24 protein-coding genes and 1 tRNA gene are annotated in these 25,797 nt (G+C 70.1%); 5 read left to right on the forward strand and 20 right to left on the reverse strand.

Annotated features, from left to right (window positions below):
- Window positions 1-80 precede the first annotated feature (80 nt).
- Window positions 81-1,385, forward strand: coding sequence for a glycosyltransferase 87 family protein (locus ACFWU9_RS18875; RefSeq protein WP_384319699.1), 1,305 nt, complete (start codon window positions 81-83; stop codon window positions 1,383-1,385).
- A gap of 32 nt (window positions 1,386-1,417) precedes the next feature.
- Here the strand turns inward: ACFWU9_RS18875 and ACFWU9_RS18880 are convergent, their stop codons facing one another.
- The 3 genes from ACFWU9_RS18880 to ACFWU9_RS18890 form a co-directional block, all read right to left on the reverse strand.
- Complete coding sequence (locus ACFWU9_RS18880; RefSeq protein ID WP_031231688.1) at window positions 1,418-1,651, reverse strand: hypothetical protein; 234 nt, start codon at window positions 1,649-1,651, stop codon at window positions 1,418-1,420.
- Between the two features lie 3 nt (window positions 1,652-1,654).
- Window positions 1,655-1,819, reverse strand: coding sequence for a hypothetical protein (locus ACFWU9_RS18885; RefSeq protein WP_384319701.1), 165 nt, complete (start codon window positions 1,817-1,819; stop codon window positions 1,655-1,657).
- 82 nt (window positions 1,820-1,901) lie between these two features.
- The gene (locus ACFWU9_RS18890) at window positions 1,902-3,398 is read right to left on the reverse strand and encodes an MFS transporter (protein ID WP_384319703.1); all 1,497 of its coding nucleotides are present in this window, start codon (window positions 3,396-3,398) and stop codon (window positions 1,902-1,904) included.
- 111 nt (window positions 3,399-3,509) lie between these two features.
- Here ACFWU9_RS18890 and ACFWU9_RS18895 point away from each other — a divergent pair, with 111 nt between their 5' ends.
- Window positions 3,510-4,397 (forward strand): helix-turn-helix transcriptional regulator, encoded by an 888-nt coding sequence (locus ACFWU9_RS18895; protein ID WP_384319806.1) that lies wholly within the window; start codon window positions 3,510-3,512, stop codon window positions 4,395-4,397.
- 21 nt (window positions 4,398-4,418) lie between these two features.
- On the opposite strand, the gene ACFWU9_RS18900 is transcribed toward ACFWU9_RS18895, so the two are convergent.
- The 6 genes from ACFWU9_RS18900 to ACFWU9_RS18925 all read right to left on the reverse strand — a co-directional run bounded on the left by ACFWU9_RS18900 (window position 4,419) and on the right by ACFWU9_RS18925 (window position 8,378).
- Window positions 4,419-4,491, reverse strand: a tRNA-Ala gene (locus ACFWU9_RS18900).
- A 132-nt stretch (window positions 4,492-4,623) separates the two neighbouring features.
- Window positions 4,624-5,277, reverse strand: coding sequence for a histidine phosphatase family protein (locus ACFWU9_RS18905; protein WP_384319808.1), 654 nt, complete (start codon window positions 5,275-5,277; stop codon window positions 4,624-4,626).
- Window positions 5,274-5,705 carry a ribosome silencing factor gene (rsfS, locus tag ACFWU9_RS18910; protein ID WP_384319705.1) on the reverse strand — a complete coding sequence of 144 codons (432 nt, stop codon included), beginning with the start codon at window positions 5,703-5,705 and terminating at the stop codon, window positions 5,274-5,276. The genes ACFWU9_RS18905 and rsfS overlap by 4 nt, the downstream gene beginning before the upstream one ends.
- A gap of 75 nt (window positions 5,706-5,780) precedes the next feature.
- Window positions 5,781-7,520: an LCP family protein gene (locus ACFWU9_RS18915; protein ID WP_384319707.1), complete on the reverse strand. Its 1,740-nt coding sequence runs from the start codon at window positions 7,518-7,520 to the stop codon at window positions 5,781-5,783.
- A 19-nt stretch (window positions 7,521-7,539) separates the two neighbouring features.
- Window positions 7,540-8,166 (reverse strand): nicotinate-nucleotide adenylyltransferase, encoded by a 627-nt coding sequence (nadD, locus tag ACFWU9_RS18920; RefSeq protein WP_384319709.1) that lies wholly within the window; start codon window positions 8,164-8,166, stop codon window positions 7,540-7,542.
- A 38-nt stretch (window positions 8,167-8,204) separates the two neighbouring features.
- Entirely contained in the window at window positions 8,205-8,378 is a 174-nt protein-coding gene (locus ACFWU9_RS18925) for a hypothetical protein (RefSeq protein ID WP_384319810.1), read from the reverse strand.
- 186 nt (window positions 8,379-8,564) lie between these two features.
- On the opposite strand from ACFWU9_RS18925, the gene ACFWU9_RS18930 reads away from it, so the two are divergent.
- Window positions 8,565-9,680: a M48 family metallopeptidase gene (locus ACFWU9_RS18930; RefSeq protein WP_384319711.1), complete on the forward strand. Its 1,116-nt coding sequence runs from the start codon at window positions 8,565-8,567 to the stop codon at window positions 9,678-9,680.
- Window positions 9,681-9,723: 43 nt separating this feature from the next.
- On the opposite strand, the gene ACFWU9_RS18935 is transcribed toward ACFWU9_RS18930, so the two are convergent.
- From ACFWU9_RS18935 to rplU, 11 genes are all read right to left on the reverse strand, one after another.
- Window positions 9,724-10,818 (reverse strand): hypothetical protein, encoded by a 1,095-nt coding sequence (locus ACFWU9_RS18935; RefSeq protein WP_384319713.1) that lies wholly within the window; start codon window positions 10,816-10,818, stop codon window positions 9,724-9,726.
- A 139-nt stretch (window positions 10,819-10,957) separates the two neighbouring features.
- Complete coding sequence (locus ACFWU9_RS18940) at window positions 10,958-11,551, reverse strand: hypothetical protein (RefSeq protein ID WP_384319715.1); 594 nt, start codon at window positions 11,549-11,551, stop codon at window positions 10,958-10,960.
- 70 nt (window positions 11,552-11,621) lie between these two features.
- Window positions 11,622-12,914 (reverse strand): glutamate-5-semialdehyde dehydrogenase, encoded by a 1,293-nt coding sequence (locus ACFWU9_RS18945; RefSeq protein WP_384319717.1) that lies wholly within the window; start codon window positions 12,912-12,914, stop codon window positions 11,622-11,624.
- A 93-nt stretch (window positions 12,915-13,007) separates the two neighbouring features.
- Window positions 13,008-13,535 (reverse strand): hypothetical protein, encoded by a 528-nt coding sequence (locus tag ACFWU9_RS18950; RefSeq protein WP_384319719.1) that lies wholly within the window; start codon window positions 13,533-13,535, stop codon window positions 13,008-13,010.
- Window positions 13,536-13,680: 145 nt separating this feature from the next.
- Window positions 13,681-14,808, reverse strand: a complete 1,128-nt coding sequence (gene proB / locus ACFWU9_RS18955) for a glutamate 5-kinase (protein WP_384319721.1) — start codon at window positions 14,806-14,808, stop codon at window positions 13,681-13,683.
- A gap of 179 nt (window positions 14,809-14,987) precedes the next feature.
- Window positions 14,988-17,135 carry a hypothetical protein gene (locus tag ACFWU9_RS18960; RefSeq protein ID WP_384319723.1) on the reverse strand — a complete coding sequence of 716 codons (2,148 nt, stop codon included), beginning with the start codon at window positions 17,133-17,135 and terminating at the stop codon, window positions 14,988-14,990.
- 159 nt (window positions 17,136-17,294) lie between these two features.
- A complete protein-coding gene (locus ACFWU9_RS18965) occupies window positions 17,295-18,797 on the reverse strand; it encodes an SDR family NAD(P)-dependent oxidoreductase (RefSeq protein ID WP_384319725.1) in 1,503 nt (500 codons plus the stop codon).
- Between the two features lie 294 nt (window positions 18,798-19,091).
- Window positions 19,092-21,128: a glycosyltransferase family 4 protein gene (locus tag ACFWU9_RS18970; RefSeq protein WP_384319727.1), complete on the reverse strand. Its 2,037-nt coding sequence runs from the start codon at window positions 21,126-21,128 to the stop codon at window positions 19,092-19,094.
- A gap of 435 nt (window positions 21,129-21,563) precedes the next feature.
- On the reverse strand, window positions 21,564-23,000 hold the full coding sequence (gene obgE / locus ACFWU9_RS18975; RefSeq protein ID WP_384319729.1) for a GTPase ObgE: 1,437 nt from the start codon (window positions 22,998-23,000) through the stop codon (window positions 21,564-21,566).
- Between the two features lie 142 nt (window positions 23,001-23,142).
- Window positions 23,143-23,400: a 50S ribosomal protein L27 gene (gene rpmA / locus ACFWU9_RS18980; RefSeq protein ID WP_329387750.1), complete on the reverse strand. Its 258-nt coding sequence runs from the start codon at window positions 23,398-23,400 to the stop codon at window positions 23,143-23,145.
- Between the two features lie 14 nt (window positions 23,401-23,414).
- Entirely contained in the window at window positions 23,415-23,738 is a 324-nt protein-coding gene (gene rplU / locus ACFWU9_RS18985) for a 50S ribosomal protein L21 (protein ID WP_078077375.1), read from the reverse strand.
- Between the two features lie 293 nt (window positions 23,739-24,031).
- Here rplU and ACFWU9_RS18990 point away from each other — a divergent pair, with 293 nt between their 5' ends.
- Window positions 24,032-25,087, forward strand: a complete 1,056-nt coding sequence (locus ACFWU9_RS18990) for an acyltransferase family protein (RefSeq protein WP_384319731.1) — start codon at window positions 24,032-24,034, stop codon at window positions 25,085-25,087.
- A gap of 48 nt (window positions 25,088-25,135) precedes the next feature.
- Complete coding sequence (locus tag ACFWU9_RS18995; protein ID WP_384319733.1) at window positions 25,136-25,735, forward strand: acyltransferase; 600 nt, start codon at window positions 25,136-25,138, stop codon at window positions 25,733-25,735.
- Window positions 25,736-25,797 lie beyond the last annotated feature (62 nt).

The raw sequence follows: 25,797 nt of genomic DNA on the forward strand, positions 1-25,797 counted from the left end.
TGCCAACATTACACGGTCCCTCGGCCCCATCGCCAAATCGTTTCCGATTTGCACCGATAGGACTGCTACTGTCACCCTTCGTGACCGTATTTACTTCCGTACTCGCGCGGGTCACCGCCGACCGTCGTTCCGTCCTCGTCGGCGCCGGTGTCTGCCTGGTGTCCTTCGCCGGGTTCTGGATCGCGCAGCGCGCCGCCGCGGTCTCGATGATCGACGTGATGGTCTACCGGGCCGAGGGCCGTACGGTGCTCGACGGGCTCGACCTCTACGCGATGCGCGCGACCCGGGCGGGTCTGCCGACGACGTATCCGCCGTTCGCGGCGCTGCTGTTCACACCGCTGACGCTGCTGGGCGTCCCGGAGATGCGCACCCTCGCCACGGCGGGCAATCTCGTGCTCCTCGTCGTCTTCCTCCGGCTGTCGCTGCGGCTGGCCTTCCGCGACGCGGTGCGGCCGGGCGCCGTGCTGTGGGTGGCGGCGGCGGCCGTCTGGTGCGAGCCGGTGTGGACGACCCTGCGCTACGGGCAGATCAACCTGCTGATCGGCATCGCGGTCCTGTGGGACCTCACCCGCCGTGACGGCAACCGCTGGGCGGGCGTCGGAATCGGTCTGGCCACGGCGGTCAAGCTGACCCCCGGGCTCTTCGCGGTCATGCTGCTGATCACCGGCCTGCTCAGGTTCCGGGAGGCGGGCTGGAACCCCTGGCTGCGGAAGACCGCCACGGCGGTCGGGGCGTTCCTCGTCGCGACCCTCGGGTCCGCCGTCGTCCTGCCGAGGGACTCCCACCGTTTCTGGACCGACATCGTCTTCCGCGCGGACCGGGTGGGGCGTGTGGAGGCCGCCGCGAACCAGTCGCTGCGCGGGGTGTTCGCACGGGTGCTGCACACCGTCGACCCGGCTCTGTGGTGGCTCCCGGTGGCCGCCGTCGTCGCCGTGGCCGGGCTCGCGGTGTCGGTGACCGCCGCCCGGCGCGGGCGGACGGCGGAGGCCACCGTCGCCTGCGCGGCCACCGCGCTGCTGATCAGCCCGATCTCCTGGTCGCACCACTGGGTATGGTGCATGCCGATGGTGCTGCTCCTGGTGGCGCACGGGAGGGCCGAGTGGGCGACGGCGGTGGGGATGGGCTTCTACTCGTTCGCCCTGTGGCGCGTACCGCACGGCGCCGTCGAACGGCTTGAACTCGACCAGAACCGGTCGCAGATGATCCTCACCGCGCTCTATCCGACCATGGCCCTCGGGCTGTTGCTGTATCTGTCGGTCGTCGACCGGAGGGAACGGGAGCCCGGCGGTCGTCCGCCCGGGGACCTGACGGTGGCCAAGCAGCCGGGACGGACCACGAGTTCGACGGCCGGGGGGTCGGCCTTGACGAAGGAGCCGGCGGGCTAGGGCGTGTGCGGACGGGACCTCGCGGAGACGCCCTAAGCGGTGGCGAAGGAGTAGAAGCGCTTGAGTGTGCAGTGCTCGTCGAGGAGCCGACCGTAGATGGGCTCGCCCTCCAACTCCCGGTAGGTCTCGATGGGGTCGCCTTTTATGATCAGCGCCCGGGCGCACTCCTCGCACCAGTACTGGAACGAGGCGTTGAGCGGGTCCATGTCCCGGACGATGGGGGTGCCACTGCCGCACCAGTCGCATTTTCTCCTGTGTGCACCCATCACTCAGCTCCAGCTGTGGCCGCAGGCCGTGCACACGTAGGAAACTCCGCCGTTGTCGCCGAGTACTTGGGCCACATGGAACGAACCGCACGACGGGCAGCTCAGGCCGTTGGCCCACTCCGTCGCCGCGAGCAGCACACCGACCTGGTCGATGCTGCTGGCGGGCATCGCGCTCTCTCCTCCCCATCCGTGCCGTCGTCCCCCTCCGGCGGTCCGATTCTGTCACGGCATCGCAAGGAGGGCAGCATGATCAGGCCTGGGCTTTGCCTTCGGCGAGGGCTTTGCCCGGTCCTGCGGCATTGCCGTCCGCCGCGGCCCGCCGCCGCCCGAGACCGGCCACCGCGCCGAGAACCGCGGTGCCCGACAGCGCGAGCGCGCAGGCCCACGCGGCCTCGCCGGAGGCGCCGGGGCCGGGACCGTCCAACTGGCCCAGGAAGAGCGTGCCGAAGACCGCGACGCCGATCACCTGACCGAGCTGGGTCACGGTCACCAGCAGTCCGCTGGCGTCCGCCGCGTCCTCCTTACGTACGTCCGCGAGCGCGCCCGTCAGGGTGGGGCTGAACCCGAGCGCCAGACCCGCGCCCATGACCAGTTGGGCGGCATACATCCACACCCCTCCGTCGCCGCCGTCGCGGAGCACCAGTCCGAAGGCCGCCGTGGACAGTGCGGTGAGCACGAACCCGGCCGGGATCAGCCTCCTTTGGACGCGGGCGGGATACCGACGCCAGGTCAGGCCGACCGCGCCGAAGAGCAGTGCCCCCGGCGCGAAGGTCAGACCGGTACGCAGGGCGCTGTGGCCCAGGCCACCCTGGAAGTGCAGCGTGAAGATGAAGAGGAAGCCCGCGTTCACGGCCATCACCGCCATGATCCGCACGACCGCCGTGCCCATCCCCGGGATACGCAGCACACGCGGCGCGATCAGCGGGACGCCGCCGTGCCGGGCGAGCCGGGACTCGTACGCGAGGAAGGAACCGAAGGAGACGGCGGCGGCACCGAGCGAGAGCCAGGTCCACAGCGGCCAGTCCTGCTCCTGACCGAGGACGAGCGGGACGGTGAACAGCGAGACGGCCCCGGCCAGCAGCACCAGACCCGGCAGATCCAGGCCCCGGGTCCGGCGGGCGGCGACGGGCCGGTCGTCCGGCAGCACCCGCGCGCCGAGGACGAGCAGCGCGAGACCGACCGGGACGTTGACCAGGAACACCGGCCGCCAGCCGGCGCCGAAGAGATCGGCGGCGACCAGCAGCCCGCCGGCGACCTGCCCGGAGGCCGCGCCGGTCGCGAGCACCGCCGCGTAGGCGCCCAGCGCGGGCATCCGCCGCTCACCCGTGAAGTCGCGCTGGATGAGGCTGAGGACCTGCGGGATCATCAGCGCCGCGCCGGCGCCCTGCACCAGCCGGAAGGCGATCAACTGACCGGTGTCCGCGGCCAGTCCGCAGGCGAGCGAGGCCGCGGTGAACACGGCGAGCCCGCCCAGGTACGCACGGCGGTGGCCCAGCAGCTCGCCGATCCGTGAGCCGGTGATCAGCAGGACGGCGTAGGAGATGGTGTACCCGGCGATGACCAGTTGCAGCCCGGATCCGGACGCGTCGAGTTCGGTACGGATCGTGGGCGCGGCCACATTGACGATGAAGTTGTCGAGCAGGGCCATGAACTGCGCGGCGAGCACGACGCCGAGCAGCAGGCCCGGCCGTCTGTCAGTGCCACCGGCTTTACTGGACAGCGGGATGTCGGTCGAGGTGTGCGTCATGACGGCGAGCCTCGACCGGTTCGGACACGGGTGCCGAGAGCCCCTTGATACGGGTACTGACAGCACCTGGCAGGGGCGGGGCGGCCATCGCAGGATGGAGGTGTGACGACGATGACGGTGACACGGGCGACGGGCCGCCGGCGCAGGCCCGAGCTCGCGGCGTTTCTCCGGAGCCGGCGGGCGCGGGTGACGCCCGCGGACGTCGGGATGCCGCCGGGGCTGCGCCGACGCACGCCCGGCCTGCGCCGCGAGGAGGTCGCCCAGCTCTCCGGTGTCGGGGTGACCTGGTACACATGGCTGGAGCAGGGCCGTCCCATCAACGCCTCGGCGCAGGTGCTGGACGCGGTGGCGCGCACGCTCCGGCTGGACCGGACCGAGCGCGAGCATCTGTACCAGCTGGCGGAGGTGCCGTACGCGCCGGACCATGAGACCGCCGCCCCGCGAGGTGTCGACGGTGAGATGCGGGGCATCCTCGACGCGCTCGACCCCCGTCCGGCGGTCGTCTACAACGCGCGCTACGACATCCTTGCCGCCAACGCCGCCTACCGAGATCTCTTCGACGTCCGTGCGCTGCGGGCCATCGGGGTCCGCAATGTGCTGTGGATGCTCTTCGCGGTGCCGGAGCCCCACTGTCCGCTGGTGTTCCGGGAGACGGAGCTGCCGGTGATGGTGGCGACGCTGCGCGGGGCGTACGGACGCCATGTGGGCGAGCCGGCCTGGGAGTCGTTCGTGCGGCGCCTCTCGGCGGCCAGCCCGTACTTCGCGGAGCTGTGGGCCGGCGGGGACGTGCTGCGGCCCGGTCACCGGGTGAAGACGTTCCGGCACGAGGCGGTCGGCGAGATACGGATGACGTCGGTGTCCCTGTCGGTCGACGGGATGCCCGAGTGCCGGATCGTCGTCTACACCCCGGACGACGAGGAGAGCCGGCGCAGGACGGCGGCGCTGCGGGAGTTCCGGGAGGACGCGGGGCCCCGGAACGAGGAAATCCCGCCCTCGTGACGAGGACGGGATTCGATGATGTGGAGCTAAGGAGAATTGAACTCCTGACCTCCTGCATGCCATGCAGGCGCTCTACCAACTGAGCTATAGCCCCTCGTGTTCCCCGCGCTCCGGGCCGGTGAACAAGAAGAACTTTAGCCTGCGGTCAGCCGGAAAGTGAAATCACGTCCGCCGAGGTCCGGCGGCCCTCGTCAGGGGTCCGGGACAGCCCGCGGGCACGGGTCGTTCAGTCGTCGTCGCCGAGCACCGGCTCGGGGAGCGTCCCCGCGTTGTGCTCCTGGAGACGCCAGCCGCGCACGCCCTCGCCGAGAATCGACCAGCAGCAGTTGGAGAGCCCGCCGAGGCCTTCCCAGTGGTGTGCCTCCAGGCCCAGCAGCCGGCCGATCGTGGTGCGGATCGTGCCGCCGTGGCTGACCACGACGAGCGTGCCGTTGTCGGGGAGCTTGTCCGCGTGGCGCAGTACGACGGGGGCCGCCCGGTCGGCCACCTCGGTCTCCAGCTCGCCGCCCCCGCGCCGTACGGACTCGCCGCGCTTCCAGGCCAGATACTGCTCGCCGAACCGCTCCAGGATCTCCTCGTGGGTGAGGCCCTGCCAGGCACCCGCGTAGGTCTCGCGCAGCGCGGGGTCGTAACTGACGGGGAGCCCGGTCAGCGTGGCCAGCTCATGGGCCGTGGCGACGACGCGCCGGAGGTCGGACGCGACGATCGCGTCCGGCCGCAGCGACGCCAGCAGCCGGGCGGAGCGGCGCGCCTGCGCGACGCCCGCCTCGGTCAGCTCGATGTCCGTCGTGCCCTGGAAGCGGCGCTCCAGATTCCAGGCCGTCTGGCCGTGTCTCCACAGGATGACGCGGCGGCCCCTGCCGCCTCTGCCGCCGTTCAGCTCAGCTCACCTTCCATGGAGCCGTTCGCGTCCGCGTGCTCGGCGCCCTTGCCACGGGTCTTGACGGCGTCCTCCGGCAGCGGCAGCTCCGGGCAGTCCTTCCAGAGGCGTTCGAGCGCGTAGAAGACCCGCTCCTCGCTGTGCTGGACGTGGATCACGATGTCGACGTAGTCCAGGAGGATCCAGCGGGCGTCGCGATCCCCCTCACGGCGCACCGGCTTGGCGCCGAGGTCCTTGGACAGTCGCTCCTCGATCTCGTCCACGATCGACTTGACCTGGCGGTCGTTGGGCGCGGAGGCGAGGAGGAACGCGTCGGTGATCGACAGCACGTCACTGACGTCGTACGCGATGATGTCGTGCGCGAGCCGGTCTGCCGCCGCCTGGGCGGCGGCGGTGATGAGCTCGGTGGAGCGGTCCGTGGCGGTCACAGGCGATGCTTTCGTCGGCGGTCTGGAGACCCCCAGGGTCTCACGGACCGCCGACAAGCACTCACAGCGTTTCTATCAGCCGCTTTCGTAGTCTCCACCGAGGGTGACCAGGACATCCGCGTTCGGCGGTGCCTTGTCCTTCTTGACCGCGCTCACCGGCAGGCCGAGCGTCTTGGCGACCTCTTCCGCCTGCGCCTTGTTCTTCGCGTCACCGTAGACGACCTGCGACGAGGCGGCCGGATCGGCCGTACCGCCGTCGACGAAGGTGTAGCCGCCGTTGATGATCGAGACCCGCGCGGCGTCCGTGTCCGCCTTGTCGCCCGTGGCGTTCTTCACACCGACCCGCAGGGCGGCGCCCTCCTCGGGAGCGCTGACGGTGCCGCCGAGGACGTCCTTGACGACGGTGTCGGTGGCCTCCTGACCGAGGGAGCCGTCCTCGGCCACCGGCAGGACCGTCGTCCTGTAGTCGCCGACCTTGGCGTGGGCCGCGAGGTTCGCCAGGGCCGCGCCCAGGTCCTGCTCGGTCATCGGGGGTTCGAGGATCTGCGCCAGGGTCTCGACGGTGATCGTCGCGCCCTTCGGGTCGTCCGAGATCTTCCGCAGGACGCCCTGCATGACCGCGCCGAACCGCTCCAGCTGTTTCACCTCGGGCTCGTCGGGTCCCCGATGGGTGGCGTACGCGACGGCCGCCTGCCCGTTGAGTGTCTCCTCCGCGCCCTTGGTGACGAGCGGGTCCTCGCCCTTCTTGGCGGCCGGGATGTCGACGTCCGTGGTGATGTCGATGTTGCCGACCAGCTCGACGAGATTCTCCAGATACGGGGTGTCGAGCCGCCAGGTACCGGAGATCTTGGTGCCGAGCAGGGTGTCGACGGACTCACGGGTGCTCTGCGAGCCGCTGTCGGCGACGGACTTGGCGAGCGTGCCGGTGGCCCCGGTCTCCCCGTCCGCCACGAGCGTGGAGTTGGGCAGCAGGACGGTGGTGCCCTGCTTGGTGGTGGAGTTGTTGACGAGCAGCGCCGTGGAGGTGCCCTTGTCCTTCGTGTTGTGCAGATTCACCATGATCACGTCGCGCTTCTGCGGACCAGTGGCGGTGTTCTGCTTCTCCTCGTCGGACGAGAGGCCGGGCAGCTTGCCCGCGTACCAGAGGTAGCCGACGCCGCCGGCCACCACCAGCGCCATCACGACCACCAGGGCGACGACGCGGCTGCGGCCCCGGCGTCGGGCCTCCTCGCGGCGCTCCGAGCGGCTCTCGGTGAACTTGAGCCAGTCGATGACGTCTTCGGAGTCGGCGTCCGGCTCCTCTATGAAGGAGAACTGGTCCGTCTTGTAGTCGCCGTCGGGCGCGGACCGCCGCTGTCCGGGCACGGCGGCCTCGGGAGCCTCGGCGGGCGCGGACACGGAAGCGGACGCCTGCGCGGGCTCCTCGACGGGTGCCGACTGCCGCGGGGGCGTCTGGTGCGGTTGTTGCTGCTGCGGGATGTTCCACTGCGTGGTGTCGACCGCCGCGGGCCCCCGGCCGGTGTCGTAGCCGTAGCCCTGCTGATCTTGCGGCTGTTGCTGTTGCTGTTGCGGTTGCTGTTGGGCGTACGGGTCGTACGGAGCCTGCTGCTGTCCGTACGGGTCGTAGCCGTACCCCTGCTGCTGGTGCTGCTGCTGGGCGTACGGGTCGTACTGCTGGTCCTGAGGCGGCTGTTGAAGCTGCCCCTCCTGCTGCTGTTGCTGCTGGTACACCGGTTGCCCGTACTCGTCGTAGCCCACGATCTGCGGCTGGGCGTAATACGGGTCGTACGGGTCGTACGGCTGCTGGTCGTTCACCGGTGCCCCTCTCCGTGGCTCATTCGCCGCGGTACAACTGGCGCTTGTCGATGTAGCGCACCACACCGTCCGGCACCAGATACCAGACCGGATCGCCCTGCGCGACCCTTGCCCGGCAGTCGGTCGACGAGATCGCCAGCGCGGGAACCTCCACCAACGAGACCCCGCCCTTGGGCAGTCCGTCGTCCGTCAGATCGTGTCCGGGCCGGGTGACACCGATGAAGTGGGCCAGCGCGAACAGTTCTTCGGCGTCCCGCCAGCTGAGAATCTGGGACAGCGCGTCAGCCCCGGTGATGAAGAAGAGATCCGCGTCGCCGTGCAGGGAGTGCAGGTCCCGCAGCGTATCGGTGGTGTAGGTCTTGCCGCCACGGTCGATGTCGATACGGCTGACCGAGAACTGCGGGTTGGAGGCCGTCGCGATGACCGTCATCAGATAACGGTCCTCCGCCGGCGAGACCGCCGAGTGGCTCTTCTGCCACGGCTGGCCCGTCGGTACGAACACCACCTCGTCGAGGGCGAACAGCGCGGCCACCTCGCTGGCCGCCACCAGGTGCCCGTGGTGGATCGGGTCGAACGTCCCGCCCATCACCCCGAGACGGCGTTTGCCGTCCTGTCCGGCGCCGGCCGGTGCTGCCTGTTTTCCCATGCCCCCGGAGCCTACCGGCACGCCGTTACGGTCCCGTCTCAGCGGTCGCGGTTGAAGCGGGTGGTGATCCACAGCGCCAGCAGCAGCGCGAACAGCGCGCCACCACCGGTGAGGTACGGGCTGAGGGTCTCGTGGTTGCCGCCGTGCTCTCCACCCTCGGCGGCGACGGTGACCATGCTGGCGGCGGTGCTGTAGAGACTCATCTTCGGCATGACCTATTCGATCGGGAGCGGAGGACGTCGCGGACATCGTATGCGGGCCCGTCGGGCACGCTCACGCCGACTCGGACGTTGATGTCGACGACGGAGCGCAGCGGCCCCGCACAACGGTAGTCGCAGCGCATACGGTGGGGACTGTCAGGGGGACGAGCCGATGACTCGTACGAACAGGGGAATTCAATGACCGCAGACGGCCACGGTGCAGCCAGTCACGAGAATGTGCCGAGCAGGCAGCGCAAGCGCTTCCCCGGGATCTCCTCACGGGCGTACGAACATCCCGCGGACCGGTCGGCCCTGGTGGCGCTCCGTAAGCTGAGCGGTTTCGACACGGTCTTCAAGGCGATGAGCGGCCTGCTCCCGGAGCGGAGCCTGCGGCTGCTCTTCCTCTCCGACTCGGTGCGCGTCAGCGACGTGCAGTTCGCGCATCTGCACACGATGCTGCTGGACGCCTGTTACATCCTGGACCTGGAGAAGGTCCCCACGATGTACGTCGCGCAGAACCCGACGCCCAACGCCATGTGCATCGGTCTCGACGAGCCGATCATCGTGATCAACACGGGTCTCGTCGAGCTGCTGGACGAGGAGGAGATGCGGGCGGTCGTCGGCCACGAGGTGGGCCACGCGCTGTCCGGGCACTCGGTCTACCGGACGATACTGCTCTTCCTCACGAACATCGCGCTCAAGGTCGCCTGGATCCCGCTCGGCAATGTCGCGATCATGGCGATCGTGTCGGCGCTGCGCGAGTGGTTCCGCAAGTCGGAGCTGTCGGCGGACCGGGCCGGGCTGCTGGTCGGCCAGGACCCCCAGGCGTCGATGCGCGGTCTGATGAAGATCGCGGGCGGCAATCATCTGCACGAGATGAACGTGGACGCGTTCCTGGAGCAGGCCCGGGAGTACGAGGCCGCGGGCGATCTGCGCGACTCCGTGCTCAAGATTCTGAACGTGCTGCCGCGTACGCACCCGTTCACGACGGTGCGCGCCGCCGAGCTGAAGAAGTGGGGCGAGAGCCGCGACTTCCAGCGGATCATGGACGGCCACTACCCGCGCCGTACGGAGGACAAGGACACGTCCGTCAGCGACTCGATCCGTGACTCCGCCTCGCACTACGCGGACAGCGTCCGCACGAGCAAGGACCCGCTGATGAAGCTGGTCGGCGACATCGCGGGCGGCGCGGGCGACCTCGGCGGCAAGCTCCGGGACAGGTTCACGGGCGGTTCGTCGGGGAACGGGGGCGGGGGCGGCACCGGCGGCGGCGAGGGCGGGAACGGCGCCCGGCCGGCCGACGAGGGCAAGTAGCCGAGCCACCGGGCCCCCACCGCGTCCCCAGCTGTTACGGGGATCAGCCGCGGGGCTGTGCGCCCTCGTCGAGGACACCGCACAGCCCGGCGGAGGGCGGCCCCTTCACATACGGATCGGTGCCGGCCGGTCCCGTGGCCTTGGCCCTGCCACCGGCCAGCAGAGGCCTCAGGGTGGTCGGCGGCTCGTTCGAGCAGGCCTGCGGGCCGGCCTGCACCTCGCTGGTCACCAACTCGGCCTGGTGTCTGGGCAGATCCTCACGGTCGAGGCGGAAGTGCAGGGTCCGCCGGACGGTGAAGAGCGAGGCGTTCTCCCCCGCCGGTTTCCCGGCCGGTCTCAGCGCGTAGACGAAGGTGTGGTCCGAGAGGACGTCGATCGTGCCGGGCGCGGTCTCCGAGTAGCGCAGCGTGCCCCGGACACGGACGGCCGATTCGGCGAGCGCCACCGTGTCCGGGTCGAAGCGCGTCAGCCAGCCCGCCGGAGCGTGTCTGCCGTCGTCGGCGGGTTCGTCGAAGGTCTGGTCGAACTGGGCGAGCTGACCCGGGTCCAGCATCATCCGCACCGAGCGCCGTTCCGTGCCGGTGAGGACATCCGGGTCGAGGGACGAGGCGACGAGGTAGTCCTTGGCGGTGGCCAGGGCGCTCATCACCTCGTTCTCCGTGAAGTGCGGTGTGCGGCGCGCCAGGGGCAGCGGGATCCCGGAGGCTCCGGTGCCGAACTCCGCGGCGGGACTGCGTCTCAGCAGACTGCCGGGGTCGCCGCCCGGGACCACGCCGGGCGGGGCGAGCGGAATGAACGTCGTACGCAGCGGCTCCGCCGACCGGGTGAACGGCGGCCGGTACGGGGGCCGTACACCTACGTAGACGGCGGTACCGAAGGCGACGGCGACTATGAGGACGAGCAGCAGCGCCTGGACCGATCCCCTGCGGGGTGTCCGGGAGCCTGCCCGGGACCTCTCGGCGGGGTCCCGTCTGCGGACGGCGTGCGAGTGGTGGCCCATCCGTTCCTGGGCGGAGAACTCCTGGAGCCGGGCAGCACGGACGAACGATTCGTCGAAGACGACGGATCGGAATTCGTCCTCACCATTGCCGGGGGTTCCCTCGGGAGTGCCCTCGGGTGGGTCTCCGCGCCCTGCCATACCTTCAGGTTAGGTCGGCTCGGCCGAACATAAACTCGGACGCCGTCCTCAAGAACGGCATGAGCGGGGAGGGTCAGGGCGCCCTTACCGGGGTACGCGCGAGGGGCTCACGCGCGGGCGCACAGGCGGCGCGGGCGGTTCAGGGCGTGCTGCGCGGCACGGCCGAGACCTTGGGGACCGAGTACTCCGTCGAGGCGGTCGGCGCGCCCCCGCCGCGCGAGCTGTCGACGCCGGTGGTGGCGGGAGGCGGCACGCGGTCCTGCCGGTTGCCCGACGCCCCGCGGTAGACAGCCGTGAACGCGAGGGCGACCATCCCGATGCCCATCACCACGGCGAGGATCCAGGCCACGGGCCGGTGCCAGCGGGCCCGGCCCCGGTAGGGCCGCAGAGAGCCGCCATGGCGTCCGTAGGGGCCGAAGTCGCCGTCGGGGTCGTCCGGGTCGTAGCCGCCGCCGTACAGCCGCTCGTCGTACTCGCCGGACGGGCCGTAGCCCTCGTCGTAACGGTCGTCGTCCGAGGGGCCGCCGTAGGCCCGTGCGCGGGCCGCCTCCGCCTCCGCGCGCGCCTGCGCGGCGGCCAGCAGCCGCTCGACGGCGGTCGGTTCATGAACGGGTGCGGACCGGATGAATTCCTCGTCGAACACCACGGAGGCGAAGTCCTCGTCCGCGCCTCCGCGGTCGTCGTCAGGCTCCCAGCCGTCCGGGAACGGCTTGCCCCCCACGTCGTCCGGCACCTTCTCAGAGTAGACCGGGCAGGGCGTTTTCGGCAGAGACCGTGCAGATTCCCCGGGATTCCCCTCCCTACTACCGTGTGTGACCGTCGCCCGTGACGATGTACTTGGTCGAGGTCAGCTCGGGCAGTCCCATGGGCCCCCGCGCGTGCAGCTTCTGCGTGGAGATGCCGATCTCGGCGCCGAAGCCGAACTGGCCGCCGTCGGTGAACCGCGTCGACACATTGACGCCGACGGTCGTGGAGTCGACCAACTGGGTGAAACGGCGGGCCGCGGCCTGCGAGGTGGTGACGATGGCCTCGGTGTGACCGGAGGACCAGAGCCGGATGTGGGCGACGGCGCTCTCCAGCGAGTCGACGACGGCGGCGGCGATGTCGTACGACAGGTACTCGGTCTCCCAGTCCTCCGCGGTCGCCGGTACGACCGTGGCCGCCGTGCCGCCCGCAGCCTGCGCGTACTCCAGCACCCGCTCGTCGGCGTGGACGGTGACACCGGCCTCGCCGAGCGCGTCCAGCGCGCGCGGCAGGAAGGCGCCGGCGATGTCCTGGTGGACCAGGAGCGTCTCGGCGGCGTTGCAGACGCTGGGGCGCTGGGCCTTGGAGTTGATGAGGATGTCGACGGCCATGTCGAGATCGGTCTCGGCGTCCACGTACACATGGCAGTTGCCGGTGCCCGTCTCGATGACGGGGACGGTGGACTCCTCGACGACCGTACGGATCAGCGAGGCACCGCCGCGCGGGATCAGCACGTCCACCAGGCCGCGGGCGCGCATCAGTTCACGTACGGAGTCGCGGTTCTCGCCGGGCACGAGCTGGACGGCGTCGGCCGGCAGCCCGGCCCCGCCGACGGCGTCGCGCAGCACGCGCACGAGCGCGGTGTTGGAGGCGTACGCGGACGACGAGCCGCGCAGCAGCACGGCGTTGCCCGACTTCAGACAGAGCGCCGCCGCGTCCACGGTGACATTGGGGCGGGCCTCGTAGATGATCCCGACGACGCCGAGCGGGACCCGGACCTGGCGAAGGTCGATCCCGTTGGGCAGGGTCGAACCCCGCACCACCTCACCGACGGGGTCGGGCAGCGCGGCCACGTCCCGTACGTCGGCGGCGATGGCCCGCACGCGCTCGGGCGTGAGGGTCAGCCGGTCGATGATCGCCTCGCTGGTGCCCGCCTCCCTGGCACGCGCGATGTCCTCACCGTTCGCCTTGATGATCTCCTGCGTACGGACCTCAAGAGCGTCGGCGATCGCCAGCAGTGCGTCGTCCTTGACCGAGCGCGGCAGTGGGGCGAGATCGGCGGCTGCGGAGCGGGCGCGGTAGGCGGTCCTGGTGACCGGGGTCAGGTTGTCGTACGGCGAGAGCGAGGTCATGCCCGCAGAGTAATGCGCGCGCTGCGGGCACTTCCCCCGTATCCCGTACTACGAGACGGCCGCGGCCCCCGCCGCGCGGGACCGCCCCGGCTGTCAGAACGGGTGGACGCCCACCGGCGCGGCCGGCGGCGGACCGTAGCCCTCCGCGATACGCAGGTGGTAGGTCTCCCGGTCGATGACCTCCAGGCCGACGATCTCCCAGGGCGGCAGCCTGGCGCTCGACCGGTGCTCGCCCCAGAGCCGCAGCGCGACGGCCGCGGCGTCGTGGAGATCCCTGGCCTCTTCCCAGTAGCGGATCTCCGCGTGATCGTTGGCGTATCTGCTGGTCAGCAGGAACGGATGGTCGTGGGCGAGCTGTTCGAGGCCCCGTCTGACCTCGGGAAGCGGCGCCTGTGGACCCGACACGCTGAGCGTGATGTGCCAGAGCTTCGACACCGCGCGGTCCTCACCGCGCGACTGCGTCTGCCGGGACGTGCCCTGATCCTGTACGTCCTCGTAGTCGTCGAAGTCCGCCCCGGCTCCGACGCTGGTCAGCGTCCGTTCCTCCCCCGCGGCCCTCCGGGCGTGCAAGGTGCCTCCTCCTGACCCGAGGGACCCCGCCCCCGGGCGCGTTCTTCTCACCGGCGGCCTCCTGTCGCTGCTTCGTCGTACTGCTACCCCGCCTCTAACCCCTGAGACAAAGTTGACCAGCCCTGGGCGGGGCATGGGGTGCTTTCGGTAAAGGTCCCTTCCAAAAAACCGGACTTTCAGCCGTTTCAGGGGAAGGTCAAGGTCGCAGGATGACCAGATCATCCCTGTGCACGACCTCGCGCTCGTACGCGGGTCCCAGATCCCGTGCCAGATCCCGGGTGGAGCGGCCGAGGAGCTGGGGGATCTCCTTGGCGTCGAAGTTGACCAGACCGCGGGCGACGGCGCGGCCCGCGGTGTCGCGCAGCTCGACCGGGTCCCCCGCGCTGAACTCCCCCTCGACCGCGGCGATTCCGGCCGGCAGCAGCGAGGTGCGGCGCTCGACGACCGCCCGTACGGCGCCGTCGTCGAGGGTCAGCGCGCCCTGCGGGGTGGACGCGTGGGCCAGCCAGAGGAGGCGGTCGGCCGAACGGCGCCCGGTCCGGGCGAAGTAGGTGCCGGTGTCGCGGCCGGCGAGGGCGTCGCCCGCGCGGCCCGCCGACGCCAGGACGACGGGGATGCCGGCCGCGGCGGCGATCCGGGCCGCCTCGACCTTGGTGACCATGCCGCCGGTGCCGAGCCCGGCCTTGCCCGCGCTGCCCATGGAGACGCCGACCAGATCGGCGGGACCGTCGACGCGCTCGATCCGTGAACTGCCGGGCTTGCTGGGATCGCCGTCGTACAGGCCGTCGACGTCCGAGAGCAGGACGAGCAGATCGGCGCGGACGAGATGGGCGACGAGGGCGGCCAGCCGGTCGTTGTCGCCGAAGCGGATCTCTTCGGTGGCGACGGTGTCGTTCTCGTTGACGACGGGGACGGTGCCCATCGTGAGCAACTGGTCGAGCGTGCGGTAGGCGTTGCGGTAGTGGGAGCGGCGGCTGGTGTCGTCGGTGGTGAGCAGGACCTGCCCGACGCGGAGCCCGTACCGCGAGAACGACGAGGCGTAGCGCGCGACGAGGAGCCCCTGACCGACGCTGGCGGCGGCCTGCTGGCGGGCGAGGTCCCGGGGGCGGCGGGCGAGGCCGAGCGGGGCGAGTCCGGCGGCGATCGCGCCGCTGGAGACGAGGACGATCTCCTTCTCGCCGCCACCGCGTGCCTTGGCGAGTACGTCGACGAGGGCGTCGACCCGGTCGGCGTCGAGCCCGCCGGAGGCGGTGGTGAGCGAGGAGGAGCCGACCTTGACGACGACCCTGCGAGCTTCGGTTACGTGCTGCCTTGCCACTGTCACGGCCCCGAATCTATGCCAGCGCCCGGGCCCGGCGCGCGCTCGTTTCACGCGCTGGACAGCCGCGGGGGCGCCCCTGGGCCGGGCGCCGGGGGGCGTACGGGGTTGGCCGAGGCGGGGACATGCGCCCGGCCCGGCCGCCCCCTCCGGGAGGGGCGCCGGGCCGGGCGGCCGGTGGGGCGTCAGCGGGGGACGGGGGTGCTCGTGGTGGTCGGTTCCGGGAGGGCCGCCGGCTCCGCGGGGTCGGCCTCCGGGTCGGGGGCGGGCTCGCGCTCCGGCTGGGTGCCCGGCTGTTGCTGGGCGCTCAGGCGCTGCGCCACGCCCACGTTCCGGGCGACCGCCTTGGCGCCCAGCGCGGCCACCGCGGCGTTGAACTGCTCGATCGACGTCGGCTCGTCGGGCCCCAGCAGATACGTCTTCAGCTCGCGCCTGGCGGGCGCCAGCCGGTCCGCCGCCGGATCGGCGACCGCGTTCAGCAACTCGTCCAGTTCGGCCGCGCTGTTGGACAGGACGACGGCGGCCCGTACGGCGGTGTTCTGCCGCTTGAACTCCTCCACGCCCAACTGCGCGGAGTCCGTCACCGCGTACGGCTTGCCGCTCGCGATGAAGTCCGACACGACGCTGGAAATGTCCGAAACCATCCCGTGGGACTGGTTGAAGCAGTCGTACAGCTTGGGCTCGGCGCCCGTCACGATTTTATGTTCCCACCAGCCGAACGTACGCCAGTACGCGTCGTCCCACTCGGCCCTCAGCGCCTTCGCCCGGTCCAGGCGCTCATAGTCGGCGAGCGAGACGCGCGACTCCTCCGACTCGTCGCCGCCCGCGCGGCCGGTCTCGGTGAGCGCGGCCAGCCGCTCCTCGATACGGGCCAACTCCGCCCGCGCGGCGACCTGTTCCGCCTGCGCGTCCGCGCTCTCCTTCGCCCAGCGGGGCTCGGCCGCGCGTGCCACGTTCGCCGCGTTCACCATCGCCGTGATCCGGTCGTGGACGGCCTTGGCCTTCTTGTCGCGGATCCCGGTGAAGGGGTGCGGCTTGTAGATGACGCGGACCGGCCTGTCGGCCTTCAGCAGCCGCTTGACGATGTTCTCGCCGGCCAGCAGGAGCGAGGTGTTGCCGGGGTTGTCGTCCCAGCCCTCCCAGGTGGGGGCGTACAGGATCGTCGGTACGGGGTGCCCGGGCGCGTCCGCGCCGGTCCTGATGGGCGCGAGCTGCGGTCGGCCCACCTCAACGATGTCGTCGTCGCGGACGCCGACGTCGGCCAGCGCGTAGCGGTCGCGCCCGGCCCGGCCGGCCGTCCACACCTCGTCGTACACCTTGCTGAACGGGTTGACGCTGGCGATCTTGTCGCTGTCGCCGTGGCCGATGAAGACGTGCTTCATCGTCGGCACGCGCAGCAGATGGATGTTCTTGCCGACGTTGGCCGCGTAGAGCGCGACCTGGACCGACGACAGGTCGAGGTTCATCAGGTGCGTGCCGCCGGGGACGCAGAGCACCGGCAGCCAGGTCGGGGCGAGTTGGGTCATGATGGCCCGCTCGCGCAGCAGGACCAGCGGCCGGCCCTCGGACTGCTCCAGGGTCTCCAGCCACATGTTGACCTGGTACGCGGACTCCTTGGAGCCGGAGAAGTACAGGACGACCGAAGGCTGGTACTCCCGCAGCCAGTTGTCGACCGCGCCGAGGACGACGGGCGGCTTCGGCACCCGGCGGCTGCGGCGCAGGTACGGCACCAGCAGCAGGATGTAGACGAGGCCCAGCACGAGCGTGACGCCGAGTCCCGCGTACCCGTACGCGTCGGTGCCGGACTGCGCGGCGACCAGCAGACCGGCGATCGCGAACAGGTCGAGGTGGAGCATCTTCTCGGCGGAGCGGTCGACCAGATAGCCGGGCGGGGCGTCCGGGATACGCAGGGCGTGCAGGTCCACGTTGCGGGCGACGACGGGCATGCCCCGGCGCAGCCGGATCAGGGTCGCCAGCGCGCCCTGCGGTGCCTGGATGCCGTAGAAGAGCAGGAAACCGGCGACCGCCGCGTAGAACAGGGGCTGCTCGGCCAGGCCCATCCGGGCCAGGAGCAGCACCAGCAGCAACTGCCGCACCAGGAAGCGGATCGACAGACCGGCCCGGACCTTGTTGAGCCGGTTGACGAGGTAGCTGTTCCGCTGATGCAGATATCGGTCCGCGCCGTAGGTCACGGCGCAGGCGGCCGCGAAGAACCAGAGGTTCGGGATCAGCGCTGCGAGCATGACGCACGGGTATCCCAGCCCCAGCAGGGCCGCCGCGGCCAGCTCGGCTCGGCTGCCCACACGGGCCAGGCGAATTGCGGTCGAAATCACGAAGAACCTGCTCCAGGAGGGGGTGCCGGTTATTTCACAGTTGCCGGTTGTTTCACGGTTGGCGGGAATTGTGAAGCCGGGGCTTCACGCACACGGGCCTCTGCAATTCGCCGAATGGCGACCGCAAAGGCCCGTTTAATGCAAACTTATGGCGAATTATTACACATCTTCCTGGCGGTCAAGGACGGAGGCCAGCGCCTGCTCGAATCCCGACGCCTCGGAAGAGGCTTCCCGGGTCGGGTCCTGCTGCCGTACGTCGATCACATGTCCCGTCAGCTCCGAGAGCAGCACGTCGAGCGACGTGCGCGCGACGGCCTCGGAGGAGAGCAGCGAGCCGGCGGGCTCGGCGCCGAACGCCTTGGTGCGCATCGGGGTCGCCGTACGTTCCGGATTGACGCAATTCACCCGGATGCCGTCCGTCGCCCATTCGTCCGAGAGGGCCTGGGTGAGATTCACCATGGCCGCCTTGGTCGACGAATAGAGGCTGTATTCGGCGCGTCCCCGGGTGTAGCTGCTCGATGTGTAGAGGAGAAGCTGGCCCTGGGTCTCGGCCAGATACTTGTACGACGCCCGGGCGATCTGGACGGGCGCCAGATAATTGACGTTCAGCGCTTCCTGAATCGTGGTGTTGTCCGTCTCGGCGAGCTTGCCGATGCGCAGGACACCCGCCGTGTTGATGACGTAGTCGATCCGGCCGGTCGCCGAGTAGGCCTTCGACAGCGCGTCGTCGACGTGCTCCGGGTTCTCGACATGGGTCCCGGTGGTGGAGCGGCCGAGCGCGTACACGTTCGCCCCGTACCGCTCGGCGAGGGCGGCGATGTCCGCGCCGATGCCGTACGAACCGCCGAAGACCACCAGCGTCTTGCCGGAGAGCAGTTCGCGGTAGGCCGCCTCGTCCGCCTGCACGGGGGCGGCGGTGGAGGCGAGTTGGAACAGCTTGTCGGCGATGAAGACGTCGACCGGCTGGGTGACCTTCATGTTGTACTCGTCACCGGCGACGACGTAGATGGGCACGTCGGGCAGATAGCGCAGGACCACCGAACAGTCGTCGGTGGCCTGGAAGTTGGGGTCGCCGGCCGCGATCTCGTACGCCCTGCGGATCGTGGACAGCTTGAACGCCTGCGGTGTCTGGCCGCGCCGCAGCCGCGAGCGGTCGGGGACCTCGGTGATGAACTCCCCGTCGCCGCCGTGGGTGCGGGTCACGATGATGGTGTCCGCGGACGGGATCGCGACATCGACGGCCTGATAGCGGTCGAGGGCGTCCACACAGTCCTTGATGACGCGCTGTGACAGAAGCGGACGGACCGCGTCATGGAACAGGACGTTGCGGTCCTCGCCCTCGGCGAGTCCCTCGCCCAGCGCCGAAATGGCGCGCTCCGTCGTCTCGTTACGGGTCTGGCCGCCCTCGATGACCTTGGTCACCTTGGTGAGACCCGCCTTGGCGACGATCTTCTCGACGTCGGGCACGAAACCCGGTGCCATCAGCACGATCACGTCGTCGATCGAGTCGGACTGCTCGAAGATCGACAGCGTGTGCTCGATGACAGCCTTTCCCGCGATCTTCAGCAGCTGCTTGGGGATCGACAGGCCCACGCGCTGGCCGGTACCACCGGCGAGCACGACTGCCGTGGTGCGGGGATGGGCTGCATGCGGCACAGACACGGAACGACCTACCTTGAGACGAGTGGGGGACGCCCTGATGGTCGCACTCTCCGTGACCGTCTCGCAAGGCGGACGTCCGATGCCCATCACCTATAGGAAACCATCCGTTCACCCTCTGGCCAGCCAGATTGAGACCGGGCCGGGCCGGGCGCGGCGTGATCGACACCACATCCCCGCGCCGACCAGGCAGTTACCTCCACCGGACCTTTACTTCGCATCCGCGATTTCCCGACCGCCATATAAGCGCTAGGTAAGCGAAATCCGCCGCTCGTCAGCGGATTCCGCGGTCCCACGCTATTTCTGCGGAGCGTCCGCCACGTTGACGATGAGGTCGTTGGTCCCCATGTACATGATCCTTACCCGCACCCACTGGGCCGGTCGACTCCTGAGTTTACGGACCACTCGGCGCAACGGTCCCCAGGGCCTGCTCTTACGGACTTCCGTGACCGGGTATTCGTAGATCGGCCGCTTCTCCACGACATCGTCCAGCACCCGCGCGACCTTGACCGGCGCGGCGTCCGGGGCGTACTTGAGCAGCAGGTCCCACGACTCCGACCTGGCGACCTGGCGCGCGGCCGGCCCGGACGCGGGGAAAGTGAAGCGGAATCCGCGCTCCCCCTCCCTGCTGCCCGCGTACGTCAACTCCTCGGCGGGCTTGCCCCGTCGGCGTACCACCAGCGACGGCCGCTGGGCCATCGTGCCGGCGCCGAGCAGCTCACCCGCGACCGTGATCCGCTTGCCTTCGACACGGATGTCACCGGCCTCCGCGTGGACCGGGCGCACCCAGGCACGGAGCGCCAGATGCTTCTGGGGCCGTGTCGCGTACGGGACAAGATTATGGACGGGCTCGCCGTGCCGCGCGCGTTCGCAGGCGCTCATCGCGCCGCGCTGGTCGATGGAGCGGGCGGCGATCCGTACCCGCCGTCCCGACTCCGGGAGTTCGGCGAAGCACTCCCAGACGCCCTCGGTGAACTCGGCGTCCGCCGGAATCGTGACCGTGCCGTTGCCGGAGAGGGCGAAGACGCGCTCCTGGGTACGCATGTCGGCGCGTACGCAGACCAGTTTCAGCCCCTGGTGGACGACGGCGGCGGCCTGCGGCGCGACGAGCGAGAAGGCCAGCGCGCCGGCCGGCTCCACCACGCAGTCGGCGACCGGCGCGAAATCGCCCACGGCCGCGCGCTGGGCGGCGACCGTACGCAGCTCGCCGAAGAGCTCCTCGTACTTCTTGGCGACCTGGCTGGGATCGAACCGTGAGGCGTTGCGCACGGCCGCCGCGCTCATCCGGCGGCGGAGCGGCTCGTCGTCGATGAGCGTGAGCAGTGCCTGGGCGACCGCGTCGGGGTCCGACACCGGCACCAACAGGCCGTCCACACCGGGCTGGAGGATCTCCCGGGGGCCGTAGTCGCAGTCGCTGCTGACGACGGGCAGGCCGCAGCGCATGGCCTCCACGAGGGTCATGCCGAAGGACTCGTGGCGCGAGGTGGACGCGGCGATGGCGCCCTTCGCCCACTCCGGCTCGATCGGCGAGACGGAGCCCATGAGCCGCACGCTGTTGTAGAGCCCGAGCGAATCGATCTGCCGGCGCAGGTTCTCCTTCTCCGGGCCGCCGCCGTAGATCCGCAGGTCCCACTCGGGGCGCGCGGCGACGACCTTGGCGAACGCGTCGACGAGCACGCTGTACTGCTTCTCGGCGGAGAGCCGCCCGGCGGCGACGATCGTGGTGCCCGAGCCCGTGGACGGCTGGATCGACGGCTCGGGAACGCTGTTGGAGATGGCCAGCACCCGGGTCGCGGGCAGCGGCATCTGCGCGCGGTAGACGGCGGCGTCGCCCTCGGAGACGGTGACGTAGGCGTCGAGGGCGTCGATGTGCTGGTACATCTCGTTGCGCAGCGCGGGCTTGTGGTGGTTGTACGTCATGTGCTCCTGGCCGATGAGCACGGCGCTCGCCGGGGCGAACTGGGCCACGTACGCGGCGAGTCCTGGCCTGGTGCCGATGACGACGTCGGCGTCCGACTCCGCGTAGTGGTCCCTGACCCGCTCGTCGGTCAGCTTGCTGTACTCGCGGTAGCGGGCCTCGTTCCGCGGGAAGTACTCGGCGGGCTGGAGATGGAGCGGGTGGTCCTTCTCGTACGCCGGGGACTCCTTCCAGGTGTGGATGAGCGGGACGAGCGTGATGCGCGGGTCGACGTCGAAGAGCGGGACGGGCCGGTGTCTGAAGACCGAGACGATCTCCACCTCATGCTGGTCGGCGAACTCCTCCGCGAGGTTGAGCGTGGTGCGGATGGTGCCGCCGATGCCATAGATGGTGTGGATGAGGAAGGAGATCTTCATCAACGCTCCGTTCGGTGTTCGGAATCCCGGGCGGTCATCCCAAGTTCCCCTTCAGTTCCGGACGGGTTTACGCAGCCGTCATGGCTGTGCCCCGCATGCAAGACGGGCGAAGTCCACCGACGGTTGTGCGAGTACTTGAAAAGAAACCGCATGACTCATTATTCCGCCCATATCGCTCCATGCCCGCAGTTGGCTTTCGGCCATCCGGCGCGTCGCGCCGTGCGCGCACGACGAAGGCCGCGGTCCGCTCCGGTGGGAGCGGACCGCGGCCTTCGTGGCGCGTGGGGCGGATCGGGGCACCGGGGGCGCGACGGCGTGTAGTCGCTCCGTCACCGATCGAAATCGACGCTTACGGAACCGAACCGGGTCCGGACCTGTGCGAAGCCCGGGCGGACCGGAGCCGGGGCGAGGCCCCGCGCGGCGCGATCCCCCTCGCTAGAACGGCTTGAACTCGTCGTACTCCTTGTCCGCGTCGTCGCGCTCCGCGTCCCGGTCCCTGCGTCGTACGGCCGCCGGGCGCGGCGCGTCCAGCCGGTGGTCCTCACCACGCCGGCCGAGCATCTCGGCGCCGGCCATCACCGTCGGCTCCCAGTCGAAGACGACCGCGTCGTCCTCGGGACCGATCGCGACGCCGTCGCCGGAGCGGGCACCGGCCTTCATGAGCTCGCCCTCGACGCCGAGCCGGCTGAGCCGGTCGGCGAGATAGCCGACCGCCTCGTCGTTGCTGAAGTCGGTCTGCCTGACCCAGCGTTCGGGCTTCTCGCCCCGTACCCGGTAGAGGCCGTCCTCCTCCAGCTCGACGGTGAAGCCCGAGTCGTCGACCGCCTTCGGGCGGATGACGACCCTGGTGGCCTCCTCGACGGGCTTCGCCGCGCGCTGGGCGGCGATGATCTCGGCGAGCGCGAAGGAGAGCTCCCTGAGACCGGTACGGGCCACGGCGGACACCTCGTACACACGCAGGCCGCGCGCTTCGAGTTCGGGGCGGATCATCTCGGCGAGATCCAGCCCGTCCGGGATGTCGATCTTGTTGAGGACCGCGATGCGCGGGCGGTCGTCGAGACCGCCGTACTGCTTCAGCTCCTCCTCGATCGTGTCGAGGTCGGAGATGGGGTCGCGGTCGGACTCCAGCGTGGCCGTGTCCAGGATGTGCACGAGGACCGAGCAGCGCTCCACATGGCGCAGGAACTCCAGGCCCAGACCGCGGCCCTGGCTGGCGCCCGGGATCAGACCGGGGACGTCCGCGATGGTGTAGACGGTCGAACCCGCCGTGACGACACCGAGGTTGGGGACGAGCGTCGTGAAGGGGTAATCGGCGATCTTCGGCTTGGCCGCGGAGAGTACGGAGATCAGCGACGACTTGCCGGCGCTCGGGTAGCCCACGAGCGCGACGTCGGCGACGGTCTTGAGCTCCAGGACGATGTCGCCGGAGCGGCTGGGCTCGCCGAGCAGCGCGAAGCCGGGGGCCTTGCGGCGCGCGGAGGCGAGGGCGGCGTTGCCGAGACCGCCGCGGCCGCCGTCGGCCGCGACGTAGGTGGTGCCCTGGCCGACGAGGTCGGCGAGGACGTCGCCGTTCCTGTCGAGGACGACGGTGCCGTCGGGAACGGGCAGGACGAGGTCCTGGCCGTCCTTGCCGGAGCGGTTGCCGCCCTCGCCGGGCCTGCCGTTGGTGGCCTTGCGGTGCGGCGAGTGGTGGTATTCGAGGAGCGTGGTCACCGACTGGTCGACGACCAGGATGACGTCTCCGCCACGGCCGCCGTTGCCGCCGTCGGGGCCGCCGAGCGGCTTGAACTTCTCCCGGTGAACGGAGGCGCAGCCGTGGCCTCCGCTACCCGCGGCGACATGCAGCTCGACGCGGTCCACGAAGGTGGTCATGGTGGTGCCTCCAGTACTCCGGTACATACGGAAATGCGTGTGCTCACAGGCGTGAACAAGCGAAGGGCGGACCCGCTTCCCCTACGGGAAGTGAGGTCCGCCCTCGCGAGAAACCGATCGAAATCGCTCTACGGGTACCGAATTACTCGGCGACCGGAACGATGTTCACGACCTTGCGGCCACGGTGGGTGCCGAACTGGACCGCCCCGGGGGCCAGCGCGAACAGCGTGTCGTCGCCACCACGGCCCACACCCGAACCGGGGTGGAAGTGGGTGCCACGCTGACGGACGAGGATCTCACCGGCGAGCACGACCTGACCGCCGAAGCGCTTCACGCCGAGCCGCTGAGCGTTCGAGTCGCGCCCGTTACGGGTGGACGATGCGCCCTTCTTGTGTGCCATGTCTCCTCAGTCCCTTACTTCTTCGCGGCCGCGGGAATCGCGGTGACCTTGATCGCCGTGTACTGCTGGCGGTGACCCTGGCGACGGCGGTAACCGGTCTTGTTCTTGTAGCGAAGGATGTCGATCTTCGCGCCCTTGTGGTGGTCCACGACCTCGGCGGTGACCTTGATGCCGTTCAGGACCCACGGGTCGCTGGTCACGGCGTCGCCGTCGACCACGAGCAGGGTCGAGAGCTCGACCGTGTCGCCAACCTTGGCAGTGGGAATCTTGTCAACCTCAACGATGTCGTCAACAGCAACCTTGTGCTGACGACCACCGCTGCGCACGATGGCGTACACGCGGATCTCACTCTCGCTCGGAACGGGACTCCTGATGCCAGCCGCCCACGGGACCCGGGGGCCCCGCTTGCATCCGAATAGGACGAACGGCCTCCTCCGACACCGCCGACGACGGCCACGGAAGGTGAGGTGCTCAGAAGCAGGCGCGCACAGAAACACGCCGAGGGTCAAGACTACGGGGCGGCTGTGCGGGGGGTCAAACCAGGTGGGGGGCACCAGGACGGGGCCGGAGGGCCCGGCCGCCGTCGGGCCCGCCGGGGCAAGATCCACCACGCACCACCTAGGGTGTCGTGATGGTGTCCTCTCTCTCCCAGGAGCGCCCCCAAGCCCCCGCCGCCGCCGGCGCCGGGGAGCGGGATCCGTTCTTCGACAACGCGAAGTACCTGGCCATCGTCCTGGTCGCCGTCGGGCACTCGTGGGAGCCGCTGCCGGGCAGCGGGCGGTTGGTCGAGGCGTTGTACAGCTTCGTCTACGCGTTCCACATGCCGGTCTTCATCGTGATCGCGGGTTACTTCTCGCGCGGCTTCGACCTCGGTCCGAAGCGGGTGTGGCGGCTGGTCACCGGCATCCTGGTGCCCTACCTGGTCTTCGAGGTGGCGTACACCCTCTTCCAGCGGACGGTGGAGACCCCCGGTTTTCCCCTGACGCCGGCGGACCCGTACTGGATCCTGTGGTTCTTGCCCGCGCTGTTCCTGTGGCGGATCACCTCCCCGTTCTGGCAGCTCGTCCGGTGGCCGGTGGCCGTCTCCCTGGCCATCGCCGCTCTCGCGTCGATGTCGACCGGGATCGGGGACGATCTCCAGCTGATGCGCGTCCTTCAGTTCCTGCCCTTCTTCGTGCTGGGGCTGCGGCTGCGCCCCGAGCACTTCGTGTATCTGCGCCGTACCTCTGTGCGGGTCGCAGCCCTGCCGGTCGGGCTGGTCGCGTTGCTGGTGGCGTACTGGTCGGTGCCTCGGATGTCCACCTCGTGGTTCTTCCGCAGCTACAGCGCCCGCCAGCTGGACGAGCCGGTCTGGGCCGGTGCCGCGATGACCCTGGTCCTGTTCGCCGCGGCGCTCGTGCTGGGCGCGTGCTTCCTGGCGTGGGTGCCGCGCCGTCGTCTGTGGATGACGGCCCTGGGCGCCGGCACTCTCTACGGCTATCTGCTGCACGGCTTCTTCATTCGCGGCGCGCGGTTCCTCGGCGGCTACGACGACCCGTTCCTGGAAACCCCCTCGGGCCGGATCGCGGTGACCCTGGCCGCCGCGCTGCTCGTGACAGCGCTGTGCACGCCGCCCGTGCGACGTGTGTTCCGGTACGTGGTGGAACCCCGGATGGACTGGGCACGGGCGGACGGGGGCCGCCGCTGACCCCGACGTATGCTCAACCGTCGGAAACGTACACGGAGAGGCGTCAGCGTGAACTACAGGGTCCAGCCAACCGCGCAGGTCGACGAGAGCGCGGTGGTCGGTGACGGGAGCAGTGTGTGGGAGCTCGCGCAGATCCGGGAGAACGCGCGTCTTGGCGGGAACTGCGTCGTCGGGCGCGGCGCCTATGTCGGGACCGGGGTACGGATCGGTGACAACGTCAAGATCCAGAACTACGCGCTGGTCTACGAGCCCGCGGAGCTGGCCGACGGGGTCTTCATCGGGCCCGCCGTCGTCCTCACCAACGACCTCAACCCCCGTTCCGTGGACCCCGACGGCAAGCTGAAGCGCGGTTCCGACTGGGAGGCCGTCGGCGTCACGATCGAGGAGGGTGCCTCGGTCGGTGCCCGGTCGGTGTGCGTCGCGCCCCTCCGTATCGGCCGCTGGGCGATGATCGCCGCCGGCGCGGTCGTGACGAAGGACGTACCGGACTTCGGGCTGGTCGTGGGTGTGCCGGCCCGGCGGGTCGGCTGGGTCGGGCGCGCCGGGGTGAAGCTCGTGGAGCGGGACGGGGAGCCCGGTGTGTGGGAGTGCCCCAGGACCGGCGCGCTGCACGACGAGAAGGACGGCGTCCTCACCGAGCGCGCCTGACCCCCTTGTGGCGAAGAGGCCCGAACCGGTGCGGTTCGGGCCTCTCTCCGGTCCTGGGGGCG

It is taken from the genome of Streptomyces sp. NPDC058653, assembly GCF_042716895.1.
Classification (GTDB): Bacteria; Actinomycetota; Actinomycetes; order Streptomycetales; family Streptomycetaceae; genus Streptomyces.